This is a genomic window from Serratia quinivorans, assembly GCF_052113645.1.
In the GTDB taxonomy this organism is placed as follows: Bacteria; Pseudomonadota; Gammaproteobacteria; order Enterobacterales; family Enterobacteriaceae; genus Serratia; species Serratia quinivorans_B.
Genome location: NZ_JBIEIU010000014.1, coordinates 24,055 through 45,213, shown reverse-complemented (window position 1 = coordinate 45,213; position 21,159 = coordinate 24,055). Strand labels below are relative to the sequence as shown.

General features: G+C 55.5%; 14 protein-coding genes. 5 read left to right on the top strand and 9 right to left on the bottom strand.

From position 1 onward, the window contains the following. Window positions 1-8 precede the first annotated feature (8 nt). Window positions 9-371 carry a protein YacL gene (yacL, locus tag ACGS9J_RS21875; RefSeq protein WP_442232851.1) on the bottom strand — a complete coding sequence of 121 codons (363 nt, stop codon included), beginning with the start codon at window positions 369-371 and terminating at the stop codon, window positions 9-11. Window positions 372-510: 139 nt separating this feature from the next. Then, window positions 511-3,108, bottom strand: a complete 2,598-nt coding sequence (gene acnB / locus ACGS9J_RS21870) for a bifunctional aconitate hydratase 2/2-methylisocitrate dehydratase (RefSeq protein ID WP_442232850.1) — start codon at window positions 3,106-3,108, stop codon at window positions 511-513. A gap of 695 nt (window positions 3,109-3,803) precedes the next feature. Between acnB and ACGS9J_RS21865 the strand changes: the two genes are divergently transcribed. Then, window positions 3,804-3,926 (top strand): hypothetical protein, encoded by a 123-nt coding sequence (locus ACGS9J_RS21865; RefSeq protein WP_442232849.1) that lies wholly within the window; start codon window positions 3,804-3,806, stop codon window positions 3,924-3,926. Between the two features lie 95 nt (window positions 3,927-4,021). Here ACGS9J_RS21865 and lpdA read toward each other — a convergent pair whose 3' ends face one another. The 4 genes from lpdA to pdhR all read right to left on the bottom strand — a co-directional run bounded on the left by lpdA (window position 4,022) and on the right by pdhR (window position 11,165). After that, window positions 4,022-5,446 (bottom strand): dihydrolipoyl dehydrogenase, encoded by a 1,425-nt coding sequence (gene lpdA, locus ACGS9J_RS21860; protein ID WP_020828582.1) that lies wholly within the window; start codon window positions 5,444-5,446, stop codon window positions 4,022-4,024. A 233-nt stretch (window positions 5,447-5,679) separates the two neighbouring features. Further along, window positions 5,680-7,557 carry a pyruvate dehydrogenase complex dihydrolipoyllysine-residue acetyltransferase gene (gene aceF / locus ACGS9J_RS21855; RefSeq protein ID WP_442232848.1) on the bottom strand — a complete coding sequence of 626 codons (1,878 nt, stop codon included), beginning with the start codon at window positions 7,555-7,557 and terminating at the stop codon, window positions 5,680-5,682. Window positions 7,558-7,571: 14 nt separating this feature from the next. Then, window positions 7,572-10,235, bottom strand: coding sequence for a pyruvate dehydrogenase (acetyl-transferring), homodimeric type (aceE, locus tag ACGS9J_RS21850; protein ID WP_442232847.1), 2,664 nt, complete (start codon window positions 10,233-10,235; stop codon window positions 7,572-7,574). Between the two features lie 165 nt (window positions 10,236-10,400). Next, window positions 10,401-11,165: a pyruvate dehydrogenase complex transcriptional repressor PdhR gene (gene pdhR, locus ACGS9J_RS21845; protein ID WP_037416788.1), complete on the bottom strand. Its 765-nt coding sequence runs from the start codon at window positions 11,163-11,165 to the stop codon at window positions 10,401-10,403. Window positions 11,166-11,797: 632 nt separating this feature from the next. Here pdhR and ACGS9J_RS21840 point away from each other — a divergent pair. From ACGS9J_RS21840 to ACGS9J_RS21830, 3 genes are all read left to right on the top strand, one after another. Beyond that, the gene (locus ACGS9J_RS21840) at window positions 11,798-13,177 is read left to right on the top strand and encodes an amino acid permease (protein ID WP_442232846.1); all 1,380 of its coding nucleotides are present in this window, start codon (window positions 11,798-11,800) and stop codon (window positions 13,175-13,177) included. A 199-nt stretch (window positions 13,178-13,376) separates the two neighbouring features. Continuing rightward, window positions 13,377-14,777, top strand: a complete 1,401-nt coding sequence (locus ACGS9J_RS21835) for a glycoside-pentoside-hexuronide (GPH):cation symporter (RefSeq protein ID WP_442232891.1) — start codon at window positions 13,377-13,379, stop codon at window positions 14,775-14,777. A 10-nt stretch (window positions 14,778-14,787) separates the two neighbouring features. Continuing rightward, on the top strand, window positions 14,788-15,738 hold the full coding sequence (locus ACGS9J_RS21830; RefSeq protein WP_442232845.1) for a glycoside hydrolase family 43 protein: 951 nt from the start codon (window positions 14,788-14,790) through the stop codon (window positions 15,736-15,738). Window positions 15,739-15,796: 58 nt separating this feature from the next. Here ACGS9J_RS21830 and ACGS9J_RS21825 read toward each other — a convergent pair whose 3' ends face one another. The 3 genes from ACGS9J_RS21825 to ACGS9J_RS21815 are packed head-to-tail and all read right to left on the bottom strand — an operon-like array spanning window position 15,797 to window position 20,369. Then, window positions 15,797-17,032, bottom strand: a complete 1,236-nt coding sequence (locus ACGS9J_RS21825; protein ID WP_442232844.1) for a c-type cytochrome — start codon at window positions 17,030-17,032, stop codon at window positions 15,797-15,799. Next, window positions 17,029-17,583 (bottom strand): (2Fe-2S)-binding protein, encoded by a 555-nt coding sequence (locus tag ACGS9J_RS21820; RefSeq protein ID WP_209637516.1) that lies wholly within the window; start codon window positions 17,581-17,583, stop codon window positions 17,029-17,031. Before ACGS9J_RS21820 ends, ACGS9J_RS21825 begins: the two co-directional genes overlap by 4 nt. Next, window positions 17,580-20,369: a xanthine dehydrogenase family protein molybdopterin-binding subunit gene (locus tag ACGS9J_RS21815; RefSeq protein WP_442232843.1), complete on the bottom strand. Its 2,790-nt coding sequence runs from the start codon at window positions 20,367-20,369 to the stop codon at window positions 17,580-17,582. Before ACGS9J_RS21815 ends, ACGS9J_RS21820 begins: the two co-directional genes overlap by 4 nt. Window positions 20,370-20,573: 204 nt before the next feature. Here ACGS9J_RS21815 and ACGS9J_RS21810 point away from each other — a divergent pair, with 204 nt between their 5' ends. Beyond that, the gene (locus ACGS9J_RS21810; RefSeq protein WP_442232842.1) at window positions 20,574-21,158 is read left to right on the top strand and encodes a nucleotidyltransferase family protein; all 585 of its coding nucleotides are present in this window, start codon (window positions 20,574-20,576) and stop codon (window positions 21,156-21,158) included. Window position 21,159: the final 1 nt, after the last annotated feature.

Sequence of the window (21,159 nt, the reverse complement as noted above, 5' to 3'; positions counted from 1 at the left end):
CCTTACATTCAGTATTTCAGCATAAAAGAACGGTAGGCTTTCAATACCTGTAAAAAGTCTTCGACGCCGCAGAATGAGAGGCTTTCTTCGTCATAATAATTCATCCCCTCTTCCATTTCGTCGCCTTCAAACTCCAGCAGATTGGCGCGGATCATCACTTCTTCACCGTCCATCAACAGCGTGTATTCACGGCCTTCCAACTGCCATTGACGCTCACTGCCTTTCACTTCTGCCGCACCGGCTTCGATCCGATCCAACAGGTTAAAATCGCCTTTGATTTCTTCGTTGATCCAGTGGCCAATTACCTCATGCCCCATCGAAAATCTGACGATTACCTGTCCGGTAACGTCACGCAGAAATTCGTAATCCATAGCACGCCCTCCTGAGCCCTTTCTCTTAGTGTAAACATTAATTCATGACTAACTCAGTGAGCGCTCGCAAAGTTGGCAACTGAGAAAAATAAAACGGGAGGCCAAGGCCTCCCGTTAAACAGTTGCGCAATATAGCGACTTAAACAGCGGTTTGGAAGATCACGCCGTCGGCTTTTTCGGTGTACTGACCCAGTTGGTCAAAGTTCAGATAGCGGTAAGTATCCGCCGCTGACTTATCAACCTGCGCCATGTACGTCTGGTATTCGTCCGGCGTTGGCAGACGGCCCAGCAGCGAAGACACTGCCGCCAGCTCTGCGGAAGCCAGATAAACGTTGGCGCCGGTACCCAAACGGTTCGGGAAGTTACGGGTTGAGGTGGAAACCACCGTCGCACCGTCGGCCACACGCGCCTGGTTACCCATACACAGAGAGCAGCCCGGGATCTCGATGCGTGCACCGCTCTTGCCGAATACGCTGTAGTAGCCTTCTTCAGTCAATTGCGCCGCGTCCATCTTGGTTGGCGGAGCAACCCACAGACGGGTAGGCAGTTGGCCTTTGTGCTGATCCAACAGCTTGCCGGCAGCACGGAAGTGGCCGATGTTGGTCATGCAAGAACCGATGAACACTTCATCAATCTTGCTGTTAGCCACATCAGACAGCAGGCGTGCATCATCCGGATCGTTTGGTGCGCACAGGATTGGCTGAGTGATCTCCGCCAGATCGATGTCGATCACCGCGGCGTATTCCGCATCCGCATCGCCTTCCAGCAGTTGCGGATCCGCCAGCCATTTTTGCATGCCCTGGATACGGCGTTCCAAAGTACGACGGTCGCCGTAACCTTCGGAGATCATCCACTTCAGCAGCACGATGTTGGAGTTCAGATACTCTTCGATCGGCGCCTTATCCAGCTTGATGGTACAACCGGCAGCGGAACGCTCGGCCGAGGCGTCAGTCAGTTCGAATGCCTGCTCAACCTTCAGTTCCGGCAGACCTTCGATTTCCAGAATACGGCCGGAGAAGATGTTCTTCTTGCCCTTCTTCTCTACGGTCAACAGGCCTTGCTGGATCGCGTAGTAAGGGATGGCATGCACCAGGTCACGCAGGGTAATGCCAGGCTGCATCTTGCCTTTGAAGCGCACCAGGACAGACTCAGGCATATCCAGCGGCATCACGCCGGTCGCGGCGGCAAAAGCAACCAGGCCAGAACCCGCCGGGAAGGAAATGCCGATCGGGAAACGGGTGTGGGAGTCACCGCCGGTGCCAACGGTATCCGGCAGCAGCATGCGGTTCAGCCAGGAGTGGATAACGCCATCGCCCGGACGCAGCGACACGCCGCCACGGTTCATGATGAAGTCCGGCAACGTGTGGTGAGTGGTCACGTCAACCGGTTTCGGGTAGGCGGCGGTGTGACAGAACGACTGCATCACCAGATCGGCGGAGAAGCCCAGGCAAGCCAGATCTTTCAGCTCGTCGCGGGTCATCGGGCCGGTGGTGTCCTGTGAGCCGACAGAAGTCATTTTCGGCTCGCAGTATTCTCCCGGACGCACGCCGGCAACGCCACAGGCGCGGCCAACCATTTTCTGCGCCAGTGAGAAGCCTTTGCTGCTGGCAGCCACTTCTTTGGCAATGCGGAACACGTCGCTGTGCGGCAAGCCCAGCGCTTCACGCGCTTTGGTGGTCAAGCCACGGCCGATGATCAACGGGATACGGCCACCGGCACGCACTTCGTCGAGCAGCACGTCAGTTTTCAGTTCGAAGTTGGCAATCAGTTCACCGGTTTCGTGGTTGCGCACTTCACCCTTGTACGGGTAAATGTCGATCACGTCGCCCATGTTCAGGTCATTGACGTCCACTTCAATCGGCAATGCACCGGCATCTTCCATGGTGTTGAAGAAGATTGGCGCGATTTTACCGCCCAGCACCACACCGCCGCCGCGCTTGTTAGGCACGTAGGGGATGTCGTCGCCCATAAACCACAGCACCGAGTTGGTGGCGGACTTACGGGAAGAACCGGTACCGACTACGTCACCGACGTAGGCCAGCGGGAAACCTTTCTTGTTCAGCAGTTCGATTTGCTTGATCGGGCCAACGCTGCCCGGTTGATCCGGCACAATGCCTTCACGTTCGTTTTTCAGCATCGCCAGGGCGTGCAGCGGGATATCCGGGCGTGACCAGGCATCCGGCGCCGGCGACAGGTCATCGGTGTTGGTTTCACCGGTGACTTTGAATACGGTAACGGTGATCTTTTCCGCCAATTGCGGACGTGACAGATACCATTCGGCATCCGCCCAGGACTGCATAATCTGTTTGGCGTGCGGGTTACCCGCTTTGGCTTTCTCTTCCACGTCGTAGAAGTTGTCAAACATCAGCAGCGTATGAGACAGCGCTTTGGCGGCAATTGCAGCCAACTTTTCGTTATCCAGCGCGTCGATCAGCGGATGAATGTTATAGCCACCTTGCATGGTGCCTAACAGTTCTACGGCTTTCTCGGGGGTAATCAGGGGGGAGGTCGCTTCGCCTTTGGCGATGGCTGCCAGGAAACCTGCTTTTACATAGGCGGCTTCGTCGACGCCCGGTGGCACACGGTTAATCAGCAGGTCTAACAGGAATTCTTCTTCGCCTTTTGGCGGATTTTTTAATGATTCAACCAGCGCTGCCATTTGGGTGGCGTCTAACGGCTTAGGGACGATGCCCTCTGCAGCACGCTCGGCTACGTGCTTACGGTATTCTTCTAGCACGACATTCTCCTCGCTCTCATTGTCATTTATTGTGCCTGGCGTTCTCTATTCAAACCGGGTTTAGCGCACGGTATTGATGCCATTGATCCTGACGGGGCACTGCTGTCGATATCCTGGACTGTAAGTTACAGTGCCCGGTTCCGCTCAGCCAGCATATCAGGATTTGAATTGGTTGTTAATTCGTTCACATAAAAGCAACATTAAATCTTTGCTGAATCGTTGAGTGCAGTGTAATCGGCTGCGGCATAGGCCCGACGGGGCTGCAGGAAGGTTCCGTTCACAACACAAAACAGCCTGATGAGCACAACACAATACCCACTTACTTACAATGGCTATTGATTGCGAATAGCAAAAATTGGGAGCAGCAGGCACAAAAAAACCGCCGTTAAGGCGGTTCTGTTGTTCCGTTCGGTGTTAGCAGGCACCTCACGGATTTCTTACATCGTTAAAGAACGATACAAGCGCCACAAAGCAGGGACATTGTGCGCAACAATGATTAAAAAATCAACAAAAAGAATGTCCGGAAATTCATTTCAACGTACTATTTAAGCGGGTCTGTTCTGCCGGTTTAGCAGTCGGTCATCGGGCTTGAGAACAGTGCTGCAACTACTGCGATACAGGCGCCACAAAGCGCTTGTTCCGCCGGGATTTTTCCGGTGAAGTCGCGGTGGTCGTGGTTCCACAAGGATCGCGCAATGAAAGGGAGTTCTTTGTTTATCCTGCTCATTGTACTGGGATCGGCGTTTGCCGTGAGCAAAGGCGGTTGGTCGGTTAACGGCAACAGCCTCACGTTGAACGTGATATTCCAGAACAAGTAAGCTACTGGCCGCTCACTGAGCGGCCTTTTACCTGGATGCCGCAAAAAAAACGGCCCCTTTTCAGGAGCCGCTTATTCACCTTCAAACCAGCAGAATTACTTCTTCTTGGCTTTCGGGTTAGGCAGATCGGTGATGCTGCCTTCGAAGATCTCTGCTGCCAAGCCTACGGATTCGTGCAGGGTTGGGTGAGCATGGATAGTCAGCGCGATATCTTCTGCGTCGCAACCCATCTCGATAGCCAGACCGATCTCACCCAGCAGCTCGCCGCCGTTGGTGCCGACAATCGCGCCACCGATGATACGGTGAGTTTCTTTGTCGAAGATCAGTTTGGTCATGCCGTCTGCACAATCGGAAGCGATAGCACGGCCAGAAGCTGCCCACGGGAAGGTGGAAGTTTCGTAGCTGATGCCTTTTTCTTTCGCTTCTTTCTCGGTCAGACCCACCCAGGCAACTTCCGGCTCGGTGTAAGCGATCGATGGGATCACTTTCGGGTCGAAGTAGTGCTTCATGCCGGCGATCACTTCAGCGGCGACGTGGCCTTCATGCACGCCTTTGTGCGCCAGCATCGGTTGACCGACGATGTCGCCGATAGCGAAGATGTGCGGCACGTTGGTACGCAGCTGTTTGTCGACGTTGATGAAACCACGCTCGTCAACTTCCACGCCGGCTTTACCTGCTTCCAGCAGCTTACCGTTCGGTACGCGGCCGATAGCCACCAGCACCGCGTCATAACGCTGTGGTTCTGCCGGCGCTTTTTTGCCTTCCATTGTGACGTAGATGCCGTCTTCTTTGGCTTCTACCGCGGTCACTTTGGTTTCCAGCATCAGGTTGAACTGCTTGCTGATGCGCTTGGTGAAGACTTTCACCACGTCTTTGTCAGCCGCCGGGATCACCTGGTCAAACATTTCGACTACGTCGATCTGTGAACCCAGCGCATGGTATACGGTGCCCATTTCCAGGCCGATGATGCCGCCGCCCATAACCAGCAGACGCTCTGGGACAGTTTTCAGTTCCAGTGCATCGGTAGAGTCCCACACGCGTGGATCTTCATGAGGAATGAATGGCAGTTGGATCGGACGAGAACCTGCAGCGATGATGGCATTGTCGAAGTTGATGGTGGTTGGACCATTTTCGCCTTCAACAACCAGGGTGTTAGCGCCGGTGAACTTGCCCAGGCCATTAACCACTTTCACTTTGCGGCCTTTAGCCATGCCAGCCAGACCGCCGGTCAGCTGATTGATGACTTTTTCTTTCCAGACGCGCACTTTGTCGATGTCAGTTTTCGGCTCGCCGAAAACGATGCCGTGCTCGGCCAGCGCTTTGGCTTCTTCGATCACTTTGGCAACGTGCAGCAGTGCTTTGGAAGGGATACATCCCACGTTCAGGCAAACCCCGCCCAGCGTGGAATAACGTTCAACCAGAACGGTTTCAAGACCTAAGTCAGCGCAACGAAAGGCAGCAGAGTAACCTGCCGGGCCCGCCCCAAGTACCACGACCTGAGTTTTAATTTCAGTACTCATCATGACCTCTTAATTGATTGTCCGGCGGGTCAGACGTCATTTTTATTGCTAATCGATCTCATAACGCCCTTCATCCACCGGGACGCTTACACCGCGAGCAGTTTACAGAATTGTTAATAATCTGCAAAGCGTGTTCGAGTGACCCGTGTCTCAACAATTTTGTCGAGTCATGCAAAAACCGACAAAACTGCTACAGAAGTGATAAGGGCGCAGCATGCTGCGCCCTTTTTTCATTACATCACCATACGGCGGATATCAGCCAGCATGTTATTGATGATGGTAATAAAGCGCGCACCATCTGCACCATCGATAACACGGTGGTCGAAGGAGAGCGACATTGGCATCATCAGGCGCGGCACGAACTCTTTACCGTTCCAGACCGGCTCCATAGCAGACTTGGAGACACCCAGAATAGCCACTTCCGGCGCATTCACAATCGGCGCGAAGTGAGTTGTCCCGATACCGCCCAGGCTGGAGATGGTGAAACAGCCACCCTGCATCTCGCCGGCGGTCAGTTTACCGTCACGCGCTTTTTTGGAGATAGCCATCAGTTCGCGGGACAGTTCGGTGATGCTCTTCTTGTTCACATCTTTGAATACCGGAACCACCAGACCGTTTGGTGTATCAACAGCCACACCCACGTTGATGTACTTTTTCAGCGTCAGCTTCTGGCCATCTTCGGACAGGGAGCTATTGAAGCGTGGCATCTGCTCCAGAGCGGCGGCCACGGCTTTCATGATGAACACCACAGGGGTGAACTTCACATCCAGCTTACGTTTGGCAGCTTCTTCGTTCTGTTGCTTGCGGAAAGCTTCCAGATCGGTGATGTCAGTTTTGTCGAAGTGAGTCACATGCGGGATCATCACCCAGTTACGGCTCAGGTTGGCACCCGAGATTTTCTGGATGCGGCCCAGCTCAACTTCTTCGATCTCACCGAACTTGCTGAAGTCCACTTTCGGCCATGGCAGCATGCCTGGCAGACCACCGCCGGCAGCAGCTGGTGCCGCTTCTGCACGTTTGACTGCGTCTTTCACGTAAGTCTGAACGTCTTCGCGCAGGATGCGGCCTTTACGACCGGTGCCTTTCACTTTCGCCAGGTTTACGCCGAATTCACGCGCCAGACGGCGGATGACCGGGGTTGCATGCACATAAGCGTCATTCTCAGCGAACTCGCCTTTGGCAGCAGGTGCAGCCTGTTTGGCCGGTGCCGCGCTGGCAGTTGGAGCCGGAGCCGCTTCTGCTTTTTGAGCAGGAGCTGCCGCTGGTGCAGCACCTTCAACTTCGAACACCATGATCAGGGAACCGGTTTTCACTTTGTCGCCGGCGCTGATTTTGATTTCTTTCACGGTACCTGCGAACGGTGCCGGCACTTCCATAGAAGCCTTGTCACCTTCAACGGTGATCAGTGACTGTTCAGCAGCAACTTTGTCGCCCACTTTCACCATCACTTCGGTCACTTCTACTTCGTCGCCACCGATGTCCGGTACTGCAACGTCTTTGGCCGCAGAAGCAGCCGGTGCCGCTGGGGCCGCCGGTGCTTGTGCCGCAGCCGGAGCGGCAGCAGAAGCTGCGCCGGCCACTTCGAATACCATGATCAGCGAGCCGGTGGTGACTTTGTCGCCGGTGCCGATTTTGATCTCTTTCACGGTGCCCGCGAACGGAGCAGGAACTTCCATCGAAGCTTTGTCGCCTTCAACGGTAATCAGGGACTGCTCGGCTTCCACCTTGTCGCCCACTTTCACCAGGATCTCGGTCACTTCCACTTCGTCGGCACCGATGTCCGGTACCGCAACGTCTTTGGCAGCAGCGGCAGCCGGAGCAGCAGGTGCTGCAGCCGGTTTTTCTTCAGCCTTGGCAGCAGGCGCGGCCTGAGCCGCCCCTTCCGCTTCAAAGATCATCAGCAGTTTGCCGGTTTCGGTTTTATCACCGACGGCAACCTTGATCTCTTTAACCACACCCGCCTGCGGGGAAGGGACTTCCATGGAAGCTTTATCACCTTCAACGGTGATCAGCGATTGTTCAGCTTCAACTTTATCGCCCACTTTCACCAGAATTTCGGTGATTTCCACTTCGTCTGCACCGATGTCCGGTACTTTGATTTCGATAGACATTTCTTCTGTACCTCTTATGCCAGACGCGGGTTAACTTTTTCTGGGTTGATGTCGAATTTCTTAATCGCATCAGCGACCACAGAAGCTTCAATTTCACCGCGTTTAGCCAGTTCACCCAGTGCAGCAACCACAACGTAAGAAGCATCAACTTCAAAGTGGTGGCGCAGGTTTTCGCGGCTGTCTGAACGACCGAAGCCGTCAGTACCCAGTACGCGATAGTCGCTGGCTGGAACGTAAGTACGAACCTGTTCTGCGAACAGCTTCATGTAGTCGGTAGACGCAACCGCCGGCGCATCGTTCATCACCTGAGCGATGTACGGCACACGTGGAGTTTCGGTTGGGTGCAGCATGTTCCAACGTTCGCAGTCCTGGCCATCACGCGCCAGTTCAGTGAAGGAAGTTACGCTGTAGATGTCAGAACCCACGCCGTAATCGTCTGCCAGGATCTTCGCCGCTTCACGCACGTGACGCAGGATAGAACCTGAACCCAGCAACTGAACCTTACCTTTGCTGCCTGCCAGAGTGTCCAGCTTGTAGATACCTTTACGGATACCTTCTTCTGCCCCCTGCGGCATGGCCGGCATATGGTAGTTTTCGTTCAGTGTAGTGATGTAGTAGTAGACGTTTTCTTGCGCGTCACCGTACATGCGAACCAGACCGTCGTGCATGATCACTGCCACTTCGTATGCATAAGCTGGATCGTAAGAGATACAGTTAGGGATAGTCAGAGACTGGATGTGGCTGTGGCCGTCTTCGTGCTGCAGACCTTCGCCGTTCAGGGTAGTACGGCCTGAAGTACCGCCGATCAGGAAGCCGCGTGCCTGTTGGTCGCCTGCCGCCCAGCACAGGTCACCGATACGCTGGAAACCGAACATCGAATAGTAGATGTAGAACGGAATCATCGGCAGATCGTTGGTGCTGTAGGAAGTCGCTGCGGCCAGCCATGAAGATGCTGCGCCCAGTTCGTTGATGCCTTCCTGCAGGATCTGACCTTTTTCGTCTTCTTTGTAGTAAGCAACCTGCTCACGGTCCTGCGGGGTGTACTGCTGGCCGTTCGGGCTGTAGATACCGATCTGACGGAACAGACCTTCCATACCGAAGGTACGCGCTTCGTCGGCGATGATTGGAACCAGACGATCTTTGATCGACTTGTTCTTCAGCATCACGTTCAGGGCACGCACAAAGGCGATGGTGGTAGAGATTTCTTTGTTCTGCTCTTCCAGCAAGGAGCTGAAGTCTGCCAGAGCCGGCATTTCCAGCTTCTCGGTGAACTTCGGCATACGGGTAGGCACATAGCCTTTCAGCGCCTGGCGACGTTCGTGCAGGTATTTGTACTCTTCTGAGTCTTTCTCAAAGGTGATGTACGGCAGTTTTTCGATGTCAGCATCGGCAACCGGCACGTTGAAACGATCGCGGAAGTGGTGAACCCCTTCCATGTTCATTTTCTTCACCTGGTGAGCGATGTTTTTACCTTCCGCGGTTTCACCCATGCCGTAACCTTTAATGGTATGGGCCAGGATAACGGTTGGTTTGCCTTGGGTGTCCTGCGCTTTTTTCAGTGCAGCGAAGACTTTCTTCGGATCGTGACCACCACGGTTCAGCGCCCAGATCTCGTCGTCGGTCATGTCTTTGACCAGAGCCGCGGTTTCCGGGAAGCGGCCGAAGAAGTGCTCACGCACGTAAGCGCCGTCTTTGGATTTGAAGGTCTGGTAGTCGCCGTCCAGGGTTTCGTTCATCAGCTGGATCAGCTTGCCGCTGGTGTCTTTACGCAGCAGCTCGTCCCAACGACCACCCCAGATCACTTTCAGTACCTGCCAGCCTGCGCCGGAGAAGATGCCTTCCAGCTCATTGATGATCTTGCCGTTACCGGTAACCGGGCCGTCCAGACGCTGCAGGTTACAGTTGATGACGAATACCAGGTTGTCCAGCTTCTCACGGGTAGCGATGGTGATCGCGCCCTTGGATTCCGGCTCGTCCATCTCACCGTCGCCCAGGAAGGCGTAAACGGTTTGAGCAGCGGTGTTCTTCAGGCCACGGTGTTCCAGGTATTTCAGGAACTTCGCCTGGTAGATGGCGCTGATTGGGCCCAGGCCCATAGAAACGGTAGGGAACTGCCAGAATTCCGGCATCAGTTTAGGATGCGGGTAAGAAGACAGGCCTTTGCCGTGAACTTCCTGACGGAAGTTGTTCATTTGGTCTTCGGTCAAGCGGCCTTCAAGGAAGGCACGTGCGTAAACGCCCGGAGAGATGTGGCCCTGGAAGTAAACCAGATCGCCGCCGTCTTGCTCGTTGCGTGCACGGAAGAAGTGGTTAAAGCAGACTTCATAGAAGGTCGCGGAAGATTGGAAGGAAGCCATGTGGCCGCCCAGGTCCAGATCTTTCTTGGAAGCGCGCAGCACGGTCATTACCGCGTTCCAGCGGATAGCGCTGCGGATACGACGCTCAAGATCCAGGTTACCAGGGTAAGCAGGTTCGTCTTCCACCGCGATGGTGTTGACGTAGTTGTGAGCTGCAGCACCGGCTGCAACGCTAACACCGCCTTTACGGGCTTCACCCAATACCTGATCAATCAGAAACTGAGCTCGCTCAACACCCTCTTCACGGATGACCGATTCGATCGCCTGCAGCCAGTCGCGGGTTTCGATCGGATCCACGTCATTGTTTAAACGTTCTGACATGGTGGTATTCCTTATCTGTCTAATGGTTTGTTTTGGAGCCTGTCTTCCTGTGTTCTGAGGCAAAACACACGAAGACAGGCCCATCAGTTTGGTTGCCGCTTAAATGCTTAACTAAGCACTTCGAACGAAAACTCCGCAGGCTGGTGTGCCCTGAAGAGAACGCTCTTAATCCTTGCGTTGCTGGAGACGCCGCAGCGATCTCTCGCGTCGAGTATGCTCCCGACTGAGATCCAGCAAGATTTCCTCGATGAACGCCAAATGGCGGTGCGAGGCTTCACGGGCCTTTTCCGGCTCGCGTGCCACAATCGCCTCAAAAATTCCGGCGCGGTGGCTGCTCACTTTTGCCAACATCTCACGGCGCGAGTAGAGCAATTCAAAGTTCTGGCGCACGTTCTGTTCCAGCATCGGCCCCATGCAGCGTAGCAGGTGCAGTAACACAACGTTGTGGGCAGCTTCGGTCACGGCGATTTGATATTGCATGACCGCGTCGGCTTCGGCGTCGAGATCGCCGCTGTCCTGGGCCTGCTGAATCACAATGTGGCAATCGCGGATGCGCGCCAGATCTTCGTCGGTACCGCGCAACGCCGCGTAATAGGCAGCAATGCCTTCGAGGGCATGACGGGTTTCCAACAGATCGAATTGTGATTCAGGGTGGTCGGCCAGCAGTTCAGCCAGCGGATCGCTGAAGCTCTGCCACAGATTAGTTTGTACAAAGGTGCCACCGCCCTGACGGCGCAGGAGCAGCCCTTTAGCTTCCAGGCGCTGGATGGCCTCTCTCAGAGAAGGACGGGAAACATCAAATTGTTTCGCCAGTTCGCGCTCCGGTGGCAGTTTTTCGCCTGGACGCAGTGTTCCCTCGAGGATCAGGTGTTCAAGCTGTTGCTCGATGACATCTGACAACTTGGGTTGGCGGATTTTGCTGTAGGCCATGGGTGAATTCTTCTCTGCGAATGGCGCGGAGTCAATTGGTAATACCAATTTCAAAAACGTGACGGTAAAGTAACAAAGTATTCACCTCCTGTCCATATGGGCCTTGATCGAAATCAGGTTACCCGCACATTTTAACACCTCAATACCAGAGCTGCTGCAAACCGCTAACGCACGCTTGGTAATACCATTTACGAGGTAGGTTTTTGATTTAACCTTTACGAAACCTCCCGCCAGGCAGACTGAAGCATCAAGCCTGTATTTTATTGCATGTTTATTAAACTTTAACGAATAGCTATATGCAGCGCATAAGGTGCGCTTAACCGGTCAATATTTCGCCAACGCAAAGTGACCAGCGCTAAATTATTTTTGCGCATTATGTGATTTATTGCTTATTTCATGCATTGAATCCCCCCTGCCGTCACACAACCCGCATTTTGTTTCCTAAACTGCTGAAATCTTAATCACTCACCCTATAAAGCAGGTGCAAACTGACGCGCATAACATTATTCTTTGCCAAACGGTAGCGGCTCCGTGGAATTAATAGATATAACGCCGTAAATAAAACAAAACACACATCGTAACCACTGCTTTACAGCATGTGCGTAATTCTGCAACGACAGAGGGTTTCATTGATGGATGGTCAACAGCATGGCGACCAGCTGAAACGCGGCCTGAAAAACCGCCATATTCAGCTTATTGCTCTAGGGGGCGCTATTGGTACCGGGCTATTTCTCGGGATCGCGCAAACAATAAAAATGGCCGGCCCTTCGGTCATTCTCGGCTATGCCATTGGTGGCTTTATCGCATTTCTGATCATGCGCCAACTGGGTGAAATGGTGGTGGAAGAGCCGGTAGCCGGTTCTTTCAGCCACTTCGCCTATAAATACTGGGGCAATTTCGCCGGCTTTGCTTCCGGCTGGAACTATTGGGTGCTGTACGTCCTGGTGGCGATGGCGGAACTGACCGCGGTCGGCATCTATGTGCAGTACTGGTGGCCGGAAATCCCGACCTGGGTATCGGCGGCAGTGTTCTTCCTGGCCATCAACGCCATCAATCTGGCGAACGTGAAGGTCTACGGCGAGATGGAGTTCTGGTTCGCCATCATCAAAGTCGTGGCGATTATCGGCATGATCGTGTTCGGTGCCTACCTGCTGTTCAGCGGTATGGGCGGCCCGGAAGCCACCGTGACCAACCTGTGGGCGCAAGGCGGGTTCTTCCCCAACGGCGTCATGGGGCTGGTGATGGCGATGGCGGTGATCATGTTCTCGTTCGGTGGGCTCGAACTGGTGGGCATCACCGCAGCGGAAGCCGACAACCCGCAAAAAAGCATTCCTAAAGCCACCAACCAGGTGATTTACCGCATCCTGCTGTTTTATATCGGCTCACTGACCATTTTGCTGTCGCTGTACCCCTGGGGCAAAGTGGTGGAAGGCGGCAGCCCGTTCGTGCTGATCTTCCACGCGCTGAACAGTAATCTGGTGGCAACGGTGCTGAACGTGGTGGTACTGACCGCCGCGCTGTCGGTGTACAACAGCTGCGTTTACTGCAACAGCCGCATGCTGTACGGCTTGGCGAAACAAGGCAACGGCCCGAAAAGCCTGCTGAAGGTCGATGGCCGCGGCGTACCGGTGATTGCCATCGCCGTCTCCGCCACCGCCACGGCGTTCTGCGTACTGATTAACTACCTGATCCCTGGCCGCGCCTTCGAACTGCTGATGGCGTTGGTGGTGTCGGCACTGGTGATCAACTGGGCGATGATCAGCCTGGCGCACCTCAAGTTCCGCGCCGCCAAAAACCGCGAAGGCGTTGAGCCGAAGTTCAAAGCCTTCTGGTATCCGTTCAGCAACTACCTGTGCCTGGTGTTTATGGCCGCAATCCTGGTGATCATGTACCTGACGCCGGGCATTCAAATCTCGGTGCTATTGATCCCGGTCTGGGTGGCGATTTTGGCCATCGGCTACATCATCAAGCAACGCAGCCAACGCGCCACGAGCGCAACCAGCCGCGGCTAGTTCGCGCCAAAACAAAATGGCCCGCAGTATTGCGCTGCGGGCCATTTTTTTGTCTTTCTATTTTGCAAACTGGCTCACAGTTTCTCCGCCACGGTGAATTTGTCCATCTCTATAACCATTAACTTCTGATAACTCGCCGCCAACCGGGACAATAATCGTGACCACTCAGTCAGATCCTGCCGGTTCGGAGAAAATGTCCATGAAGAGCAATGCCCTATCGATAAAAGAAAAGATTGGCTATGGCATGGGAGATGCCGGCTGCAACATGATCGGCGGCGCGATTATGCTGTTCCTCAACTATTTCTACACCGACATTTACGGTCTGACTCCTGCGCTGGTCGGCATTTTGCTGTTGTCGGTTCGCGTACTGGATGCCGTCACCGATCCGATTATGGGCGCAATCGCCGACCGCACCCAAAGCCGCTGGGGCCGCTTCCGCCCCTGGTTGCTGTGGATCTCGCTGCCCTATGTATTATTTAGCGTGTTGATGTTTACGACGCCGGAATGGGGTTACAACAGCAAAGTGGTTTACGCCTTCGCCACTTACTTCCTGATGTCGCTGACCTATACGGCAATCAATATCCCCTACTGTTCACTGGGCGGCGTGCTCACCGCTGATCCGCATGAACGGGTATCCTGTCAGTCATACCGTTTTATCCTGGTTGGCATCGCCACGCTGATCCTGTCCCTGACACTGTTGCCAATGGCGGAATGGTTTGGCGGGGCAAACAAGGCGCGTGGGTATCAAATGGCGATGGGGGTGCTCGCGTTAATCGCTCTGTTTATGTTCCTGTTTTGCTTTGCCACGGTCAAAGAACGCATCCGCCCGGCGGTGCCGACTCATGACGCGCTTAAATCCGATCTGCGGGACGTGTGGAAAAACGATCAGTGGGTGCGCATTCTCCTGCTGACTTTTTGCAACGTATGCCCCGGTTTTATCCGCATGGCCGCCACCATGTATTACGTTACCTACGTCATGCAACAATCGGCCTCGTTCGCCAGCCTGTTTATTGCACTCGGCGTGGTCGGCATGATGATAGGCAGCGCGCTGGCGAAACCCCTGACCGATCGCTTCTGTAAACTGAAAGTGTTCTTTTGGACCAATATCTTGCTGGCGGCGTTTTCCTGTGGCTTTTACTTCTTCAACCCGCAGATGACTACGCTGATCGTCGTGGCCTACTTCCTGCTGAATATACTGCACCAAATCCCGTCACCGCTGCACTGGTCGTTAATGGCCGACGTGGACGATTACGGCGAATGGAAAACCGGTAAACGCATCACCGGTATCAGCTTCTCCGGCAATTTGTTCTTCCTTAAAGTCGGGCTGGCGGTTGCCGGTGCCATGGTCGGCTTCCTGATGTCACTGTCGGGCTATCAGGCCGATGCGGTCAACCAAAGCGCTAGTGCACTCAATAGCATCGTACTGTTGTTCACCGTGATCCCGGGGATCGGTTATCTGATCACTGCCGGTGTCGTGCGCCTGCTGAAAGTGGATCGCCAAATGATGCGTCAGATTCAAATCGATCTGGAAAAACGACGTGTCAATTACCAGGAGCTAACCGATTACCGTGAACAGCAACTTGAAACCAGACACCCGTAAGGACTCCACCATGTGCACTTACCCTAACCCTTTGATTGAACAGCGGGCAGATCCCTTTATATTGCGCCACAGCGATGGCTATTACTATTTCACCGCCTCCGTGCCGGAATATGATCGATTAGAGCTTCGGCGTGCGCGTAGCCTCAAGGAGTTATCGCAGGCTGCCGCGACGGTGGTGTGGCGAAAGCCGGAACAAGGGCCGATGAGCCATTTAATCTGGGCACCGGAGCTGCATTTTATCGACGGAAAATGGTATTTGTACTTCGCTGCCGCTCACAGCCCCGATATCGTCGATGGGCTGTTCCAGCACCGCATGTTCGCTCTGGAATGCAGTGCAGCCAATCCATTGACCGGGGATTGGGTGGAAAAAGGACGGATTTACAGCCACATGGACAGTTTTTCACTCGATGCCACCCATTTCGTTCATCAGGGCAAACATTTTTATCTCTGGGCGCAGAAGGATCCGGCCATTCACGGCAACTCTAATTTGTACCTGGCAGAGATGGAAAACCCCTGGACGTTAAAGGGCCGGCCGGTGATGCTGAGCCAACCAGAACTCCCGTGGGAAACCGTCGGTTTCTGGGTAAATGAAGGGCCGGCGGTGATTACCCATGGCCAAAAGATATTTATCAGCTATTCCGCCAGCGCTACCGACGAGAATTACTGCCTCGGCCTGCTGTGGGCCGATATCGATAGCGATATTACCGATGCAGCCCAATGGCATAAGGTCGATCAGCCAATATTCCGCACCAGCGTTAAAAACCGTCAATTCGGCCCCGGACACAACAGTTTTACCCTTGATGAACAAGGGCGGGACCTATTGGTTTACCATGCCCGTAATTACACTGAAATCGAGGGCGATCCGCTCTACGACCCAAACCGTCATGCGCGCATCAAATCACTGGACTGGGATGATGAAGGGATGCCGCTCTTGGGTGACCCCCCGGCAGATAACCGCTAGTTCAATCACCAAAGGCTCGGTGCATCCATACACCGAGCCTTTACCGTTGCCCTGAGGCTTACTTACGCAGTGCTTTGACCTGCTCGGCAGTGACATCCGCCGGCAACCCACCCCAGGTCACTCGCAGATAGTTCACCAGCTCCGCCACCTGCGCATCATCCAGCCGTTCGCCAAAGGCCGGCATACTCTGCATGCTTTCGCCGTTGGGGAATTGCTGCGCCGGTAAGCCATCCAGCACCGAGACAATCAGGTTTTTAGCGTCCAGTTGGCGCAGCGTAGCGTTATCCCGCATCGCCACCGCCACGTGCGGTTTGCCCTCACCTTCCCGTGCATGACAGCCGGAACACTGATCCAGATAGCTGATGCGCCCGGCATCGCTGCCCTGGCCGATATTGACCGGCACGGCGGCCGGCGGTTGCTCACCCATCAAATAGGTCGCCAGTGCCTGACCGTCTTCCGGCGTCAGGTGACGGGTGCTGAGATCCACCACCATATGCATTTCGCTGAAAGCGGAGCCTTGCGGTGCCATACCGGTCGCGAGGAAACGGTGCAGATCCTCCGGCGTCCAGCCACGCTGCGCCAACCCGTGTGGCGTGATATCCGGGGCCATAAAGCGCCCCAAAGCGCCCCCCTGCATCGGTTTGCCAAGATCCATCTGCCCCAGCATGCCGCGCGGCGTGTGACATTCCCCACAGTGGCCAAGCGTATCCGCCAAATAACGGCCACGTTGCCACTGCGCCGAATTGCCCTGCGAACTGGTCGGCAACGGATCCTGGCTGCGGAACAGCAGATTCCAGCCAATCAGCGCCATGCGTTGGTTAAACGGGAACGGCATCTCGTTTTCCGGAATGGCAACATCCACCGCCGGACGGGTCATCAGATAGGCATAGATGTCATCGGCATCCTGCCGTGAAATCCCTTTATACGAGGTATAAGGCATCGCCGGGTACAGATGACGGCCGCCCGGTGCCACCCCCTGGGTCAGCGCCAGGAAGAAGTCGTCCTTGGTCCAGCGACCAATGCCATGATCGGCCGAAGGCGTCAGGTTGCTGCCATAGAGAGTGCCGAACGGCGTATCCAGCGGGTAGCCTCCGGCCAACGGGGCGCCACCGCTGGCGGTATGACAGGCGGCACAATCGGCGGCCTGAGCCAGATAGCGCCCCCGGGCAACCTGTTCAGTGCTGGCGGTCACCCGCTGCACCGGGCCATCGTACTGGCGGTTTTCGCGCCACCACAATAGGGCGATGACGATAATCACCACCAGCAGGATCAACAGTGCGAGACGTTTTTTCATTGCGCCGTCTCCTTCACCAGGCCTGGGGTTTTGAGCACCACGTCGCGTACCGCTTCGTAGTAGCGAACATAACCGGTACAGCGGCAGATATGGCTGTCCAGCGCCTGCTCGATGGCGCTTTCGAGCTGCTCGCGGGCAATTGGCTCACGCTTGAGCTTTTCCACAAAAATGGTGGCAGCGTTGACAAAGCCCGGCGTGCAGTAGCCGCACTGGAAGCTGTAATGCTCCAGAAATGCCTGTTGGATAGGCGATAACTCCACCACTTCGCCCTGTTCGTCCACCTTGGCATGCCCTTCAACGGTACGTACTTTTTTACCGCTGAAGAAATGCGCGCCGGTGATGCAGGTACGCACTTCTTCACTGGTGCCGCTGGGGTGATCGACAATCGCTACGCAGGCGTGACAGATGCCCTGTCCGCAGCCAAGGCGCGAGCCGGTCAGATCGAGATATTCGTGCAGGAAGTCGATCATCATCAGCCCTTCCGGCACGTCGATCGGGCCGTATTGCTTATCGTTGATGGTCAGGGAAATCGGCTGGGTTTTGATGCTCATTGTAATACCTCACGAATATTTTCTGCACGAACGGGCAAATCACGGAAACGGTGGCCAGTGGCGTCAGCGATGGCGTTGACCAGCGCGGCGACCACCGGGATCATCACCACTTCGGCCATGCCTTTTGGCGGATCGGTTTCTGACAGCGCGGGCAGGATGTCATCGGTCTGTTTCCAGACCGCCACATCGCTGGCACGCGGCAGGTGGTAACGGTTAAAGTTCCAGGTGCCGTTACCGGGCCCGTCTTCGTACAGCGGTAAATATTCGTGCAGCGCATGGCCAATGCCCATCGCCAGCCCGCCCTGCAATTGGCCGGAAACCAGCTCCGGTACAATCAGGTTGCCGCACTCCATGATCGAATGGTGGTTCAGCAGTTCCACCTGGCCGGTGGCGATATCCACCGCCACTTCCGCCAGGGTACCGACAGCGCTGTAATAGGTCACCGCCGCGTTATTACGTTGGGTCGGCGGATAATAAGCCTGGCTGCGCGGCAGCGTTTTGAACTCGCCGCCGGCATTGCGCACCGCCAGCCCGTCAATCGGCAGACGTTCGCTTTGACCGCCCAGGGTAAAGTCCGCTTCCGCCCACTGCCAGCGGTTGAATACGTGGACTGCCGCGCCGGTGATGCCGCCCATCTGGTAAAGTTGTTTTGCCAACCGCGCCAGACTCAGCACTTCCAGACCGGCAGCGGTCAATCCCCCTTCCACCCAACGTGCATCTTCTCGCCGCACCACCAATGGTGCCGCCTGGCCGCCACCAGGGCCGGATTGCCAAATGGCCATCGCCGCCGGCCACAGGCCGTGATCGAATATCAGCCGCGCCGCTTCACGCGTACTGTGGGAGAAATAAAACGCCGAGTTGCTGGCGCTGGAAGGTGAACAATAGCTTGGCGTCCAGGCCGGGTTGGTTTGCAACCGGTCCTGCTCGGCCTGCGACATAACGTAAGGATCGCCGCTGGTGACCATCGGCAGCACTGACCAGTCGGTCACCGAGAAGTGCGCCTCATCCGCCGGTTTCCCCAGCCACTGCGCGCACAGTACCGATTGGGAGGTCGACATACCGGTCCCCATCTCGGCACCGCTGTGATGCAGCATAATGCGTCCGTCTACCCCCAGTTCGACGCGGGCGAAAGAGGTCTCGGCACCGGTACCGAAGTCTTTTTGTACACAGCCGAAACCAACGCCATAGCGTTTACCCGGATGCCGGCTTTCAAACTCCGCCTTACGTTGGGCTCGTTGCAGCCACATTTCATGCTTCGCGGCCTTCTCCAGCACTTCATCGGCGCGAATGGCCCCGGCCGGAATGGCACCCTGAGTGTTTTTCATGCCGGATTTCAGAACGTTGCGCAAACGGAATTCAATCGGGTCAATCTTCAGCTCGGCAGCCAGCTCATCGACCATCATCTCGGTGGCGGCCATGCTTTGCAGCGTGCCGTAACCTCGGGCCGACCCCGCATCGATGGCTCGCGAAGCCAACCCCACCGCAGACAAATCGCTTTTCGGGAAGTAGTAAATCGACTGCGCTGCGGTTGCCGCCACCATCACCACCGATGGCGTAAAGTTGCTGCGGCCACCGCCGTCTGCCGTCATTTCACCATGGAAAGACTGCAACACGCCGGTTTGCCGGTTCACCGCAATGCGGTAATTCATATCGAAGGCGTGGCGTTTTAATGCGGTTTGGAACTGTTCGAAACGGTCATTGGCCAGGCGTACCGGGTGCCCGTCGCCGTACATCGCCGCCACCGCGCCGTAATACGGGAAGTTAAAGTGATCTTTCGAACCGTAACCGACGGTATAGCACGGGTGCAGGATCAGCTGTTTGACCGGCGGGTTGCGTTTCGCCAGCATGCGCGGCATTTCGTCGGCCACTTCCTGCGGCGACTGGGTCGGCACCACCAGATGCAGAGTTTGCGTTTCGGCATCAAACCAGCCGTTGGCATTGTCCGGTTCCAGCGCGGAGGTATCGACGGACTGCGTGGTATAGCGGCGCGACATCACCAACCAATCTTCCGGCGGCGTTTGCAGTTCATCGGCAATCATTCCGGCGTAATACATGCCTTCCTGATCCAGCTTGCCGCCTTCGCGGCCCTCCGGCCAAACCGGCAGATGCTTCTTCATCGAAACCGGGAAAATCGGGGTATCTTTCAGACTGGAGAAACGGTCATCATCGAACGGCTTATCGCCCCCCACTCGCACATAACGGAAAGTGCCCCAGGGATCGCGCTGCAGCGGACCGGTTTCCGCCCCGTATTTAATCGTCTCGTCGCGGAATTTCAGCTTGTCTTTGGCGAAGCGGAAACGGGCAAAATCGTGATAAATCAGGATCGCCACCGCTTGCCCCAGGTAAGCCGGAGTTTTACCGATCGGCAGCAGCATGTCGTCGCCATAGAATGCCGGGAAGGCCAGGCCGTCGCGCGCCAAATCCTCGGCGGTCACTAACCGATCGGGCTGCAGATTGTCCCCCAGCAACGAGAGATCGATACCCTCGAACAGCTTGTCTGCCTGGGTCACTCGCAGAATAAAAGCGTGCGCCTGCTGCTGCGGCCAGTGCGGCATGTCGACCGCGCGAATATCACGGGCAAACACCTTCTGCCCCATGACTTTAGCGCGGCCATCGATGCGAAAACGTATACGTTTTTCATGGGCATCCCAGTTCGGGGACTGGAGGATTTTTTGCTCAAACAGCGCGGCATAGGCACGGCTGTACAGTGGCGCGAGGTACACGGAGACCCCCGCTATCACGGCGCTTTTGATAAAGCGACGCCGCGACGGGTTGAAATTGCTCATAAAAAGTCCTTTGCATCTTTATTGTAATTTTGTGTTCAGCGGTGGTGTTGCGCAAACGCTGACGACCTTGCCGTAGACGTCATAAGCATATGCTTATAACCAAAATTATGTGATGATTAACATTCGATTTTCAATAAAAACACATCTAAACAACACATATTTTTAGTAAGGTAATTAGAAGTTGCGCAAATTCGGGCGGGTAAGATGACAACAGGCATAGTGATCGCCGCCGCCGGACGTGGGGAACGTTTCTCTCAGGCCGGTGGCACAGGCAATAAATTAAATGCAGAGTTTGCGGATCGCGCAGGCCGTCAACGCTCGCTATTTGAACAAACGCTGCGTCAGACGTTGGCGTCCGGCCTGCCGATATGGGTGGTCACCCGGCCGGACAACCTCGAGGTACAACAGATCTGCGCCACCTATCAGGTGCCGGTCACGCTGTTGGCCAGCGCCGGCCTTGGCGACTCCATCGCTGCCGGCGTCAACGCCACGCCGCATTGGCAAGGCTGGTTGGTCCATTTGGCGGATATGCCGTTCGTTACCCCGGCGGTTTTCCAGCAGGTGGCTACCGCGTTACAGCACCACGCCATTGTCCGCCCCCGTTTTGAGCAGCAGCCGGGCCACCCGGTGGGCTTTTCCGCTCTATTGCGCAAACAACTTGGCCAATTACGTGGCGATAATGGCGCACGCGATCTGCTTAAAGGGCAGTCGGTACACTGGCTTTATCTTGATCAACCCACTGTCGTGCAGGATATAGATCTTCCGTCACAGCTACCGGTCAGCGAGTAAC

What these genes read in the sequence shown, in the direction of transcription:
- yacL (WP_442232851.1), bottom strand. Translation starts at nt 371, where the DNA reads ATGGATTACGAATTTCTGCGTGACGTTACCGGACAGGTAATCGTCAGA.
- ACGS9J_RS21865 (WP_442232849.1), top strand. Translation starts at nt 3,804, where the DNA reads ATGAAAGGGAGTTCTTTGTTTATCCTGCTCATTGTACTGGGATCGGCG.
- lpdA (WP_020828582.1), bottom strand. Translation starts at nt 5,446, where the DNA reads ATGAGTACTGAAATTAAAACTCAGGTCGTGGTACTTGGGGCGGGCCCG.
- aceF (WP_442232848.1), bottom strand. Translation starts at nt 7,557, where the DNA reads ATGTCTATCGAAATCAAAGTACCGGACATCGGTGCAGACGAAGTGGAA.
- aceE (WP_442232847.1), bottom strand. Translation starts at nt 10,235, where the DNA reads ATGTCAGAACGTTTAAACAATGACGTGGATCCGATCGAAACCCGCGAC.
- pdhR (WP_037416788.1), bottom strand. Translation starts at nt 11,165, where the DNA reads ATGGCCTACAGCAAAATCCGCCAACCCAAGTTGTCAGATGTCATCGAG.
- ACGS9J_RS21840 (WP_442232846.1), top strand. Translation starts at nt 11,798, where the DNA reads ATGGATGGTCAACAGCATGGCGACCAGCTGAAACGCGGCCTGAAAAAC.
- ACGS9J_RS21835 (WP_442232891.1), top strand. Translation starts at nt 13,377, where the DNA reads ATGAAGAGCAATGCCCTATCGATAAAAGAAAAGATTGGCTATGGCATG.
- ACGS9J_RS21830 (WP_442232845.1), top strand. Translation starts at nt 14,788, where the DNA reads ATGTGCACTTACCCTAACCCTTTGATTGAACAGCGGGCAGATCCCTTT.
- ACGS9J_RS21825 (WP_442232844.1), bottom strand. Translation starts at nt 17,032, where the DNA reads ATGAAAAAACGTCTCGCACTGTTGATCCTGCTGGTGGTGATTATCGTC.
- ACGS9J_RS21820 (WP_209637516.1), bottom strand. Translation starts at nt 17,583, where the DNA reads ATGAGCATCAAAACCCAGCCGATTTCCCTGACCATCAACGATAAGCAA.
- ACGS9J_RS21815 (WP_442232843.1), bottom strand. Translation starts at nt 20,369, where the DNA reads ATGAGCAATTTCAACCCGTCGCGGCGTCGCTTTATCAAAAGCGCCGTG.
- ACGS9J_RS21810 (WP_442232842.1), top strand. Translation starts at nt 20,574, where the DNA reads ATGACAACAGGCATAGTGATCGCCGCCGCCGGACGTGGGGAACGTTTC.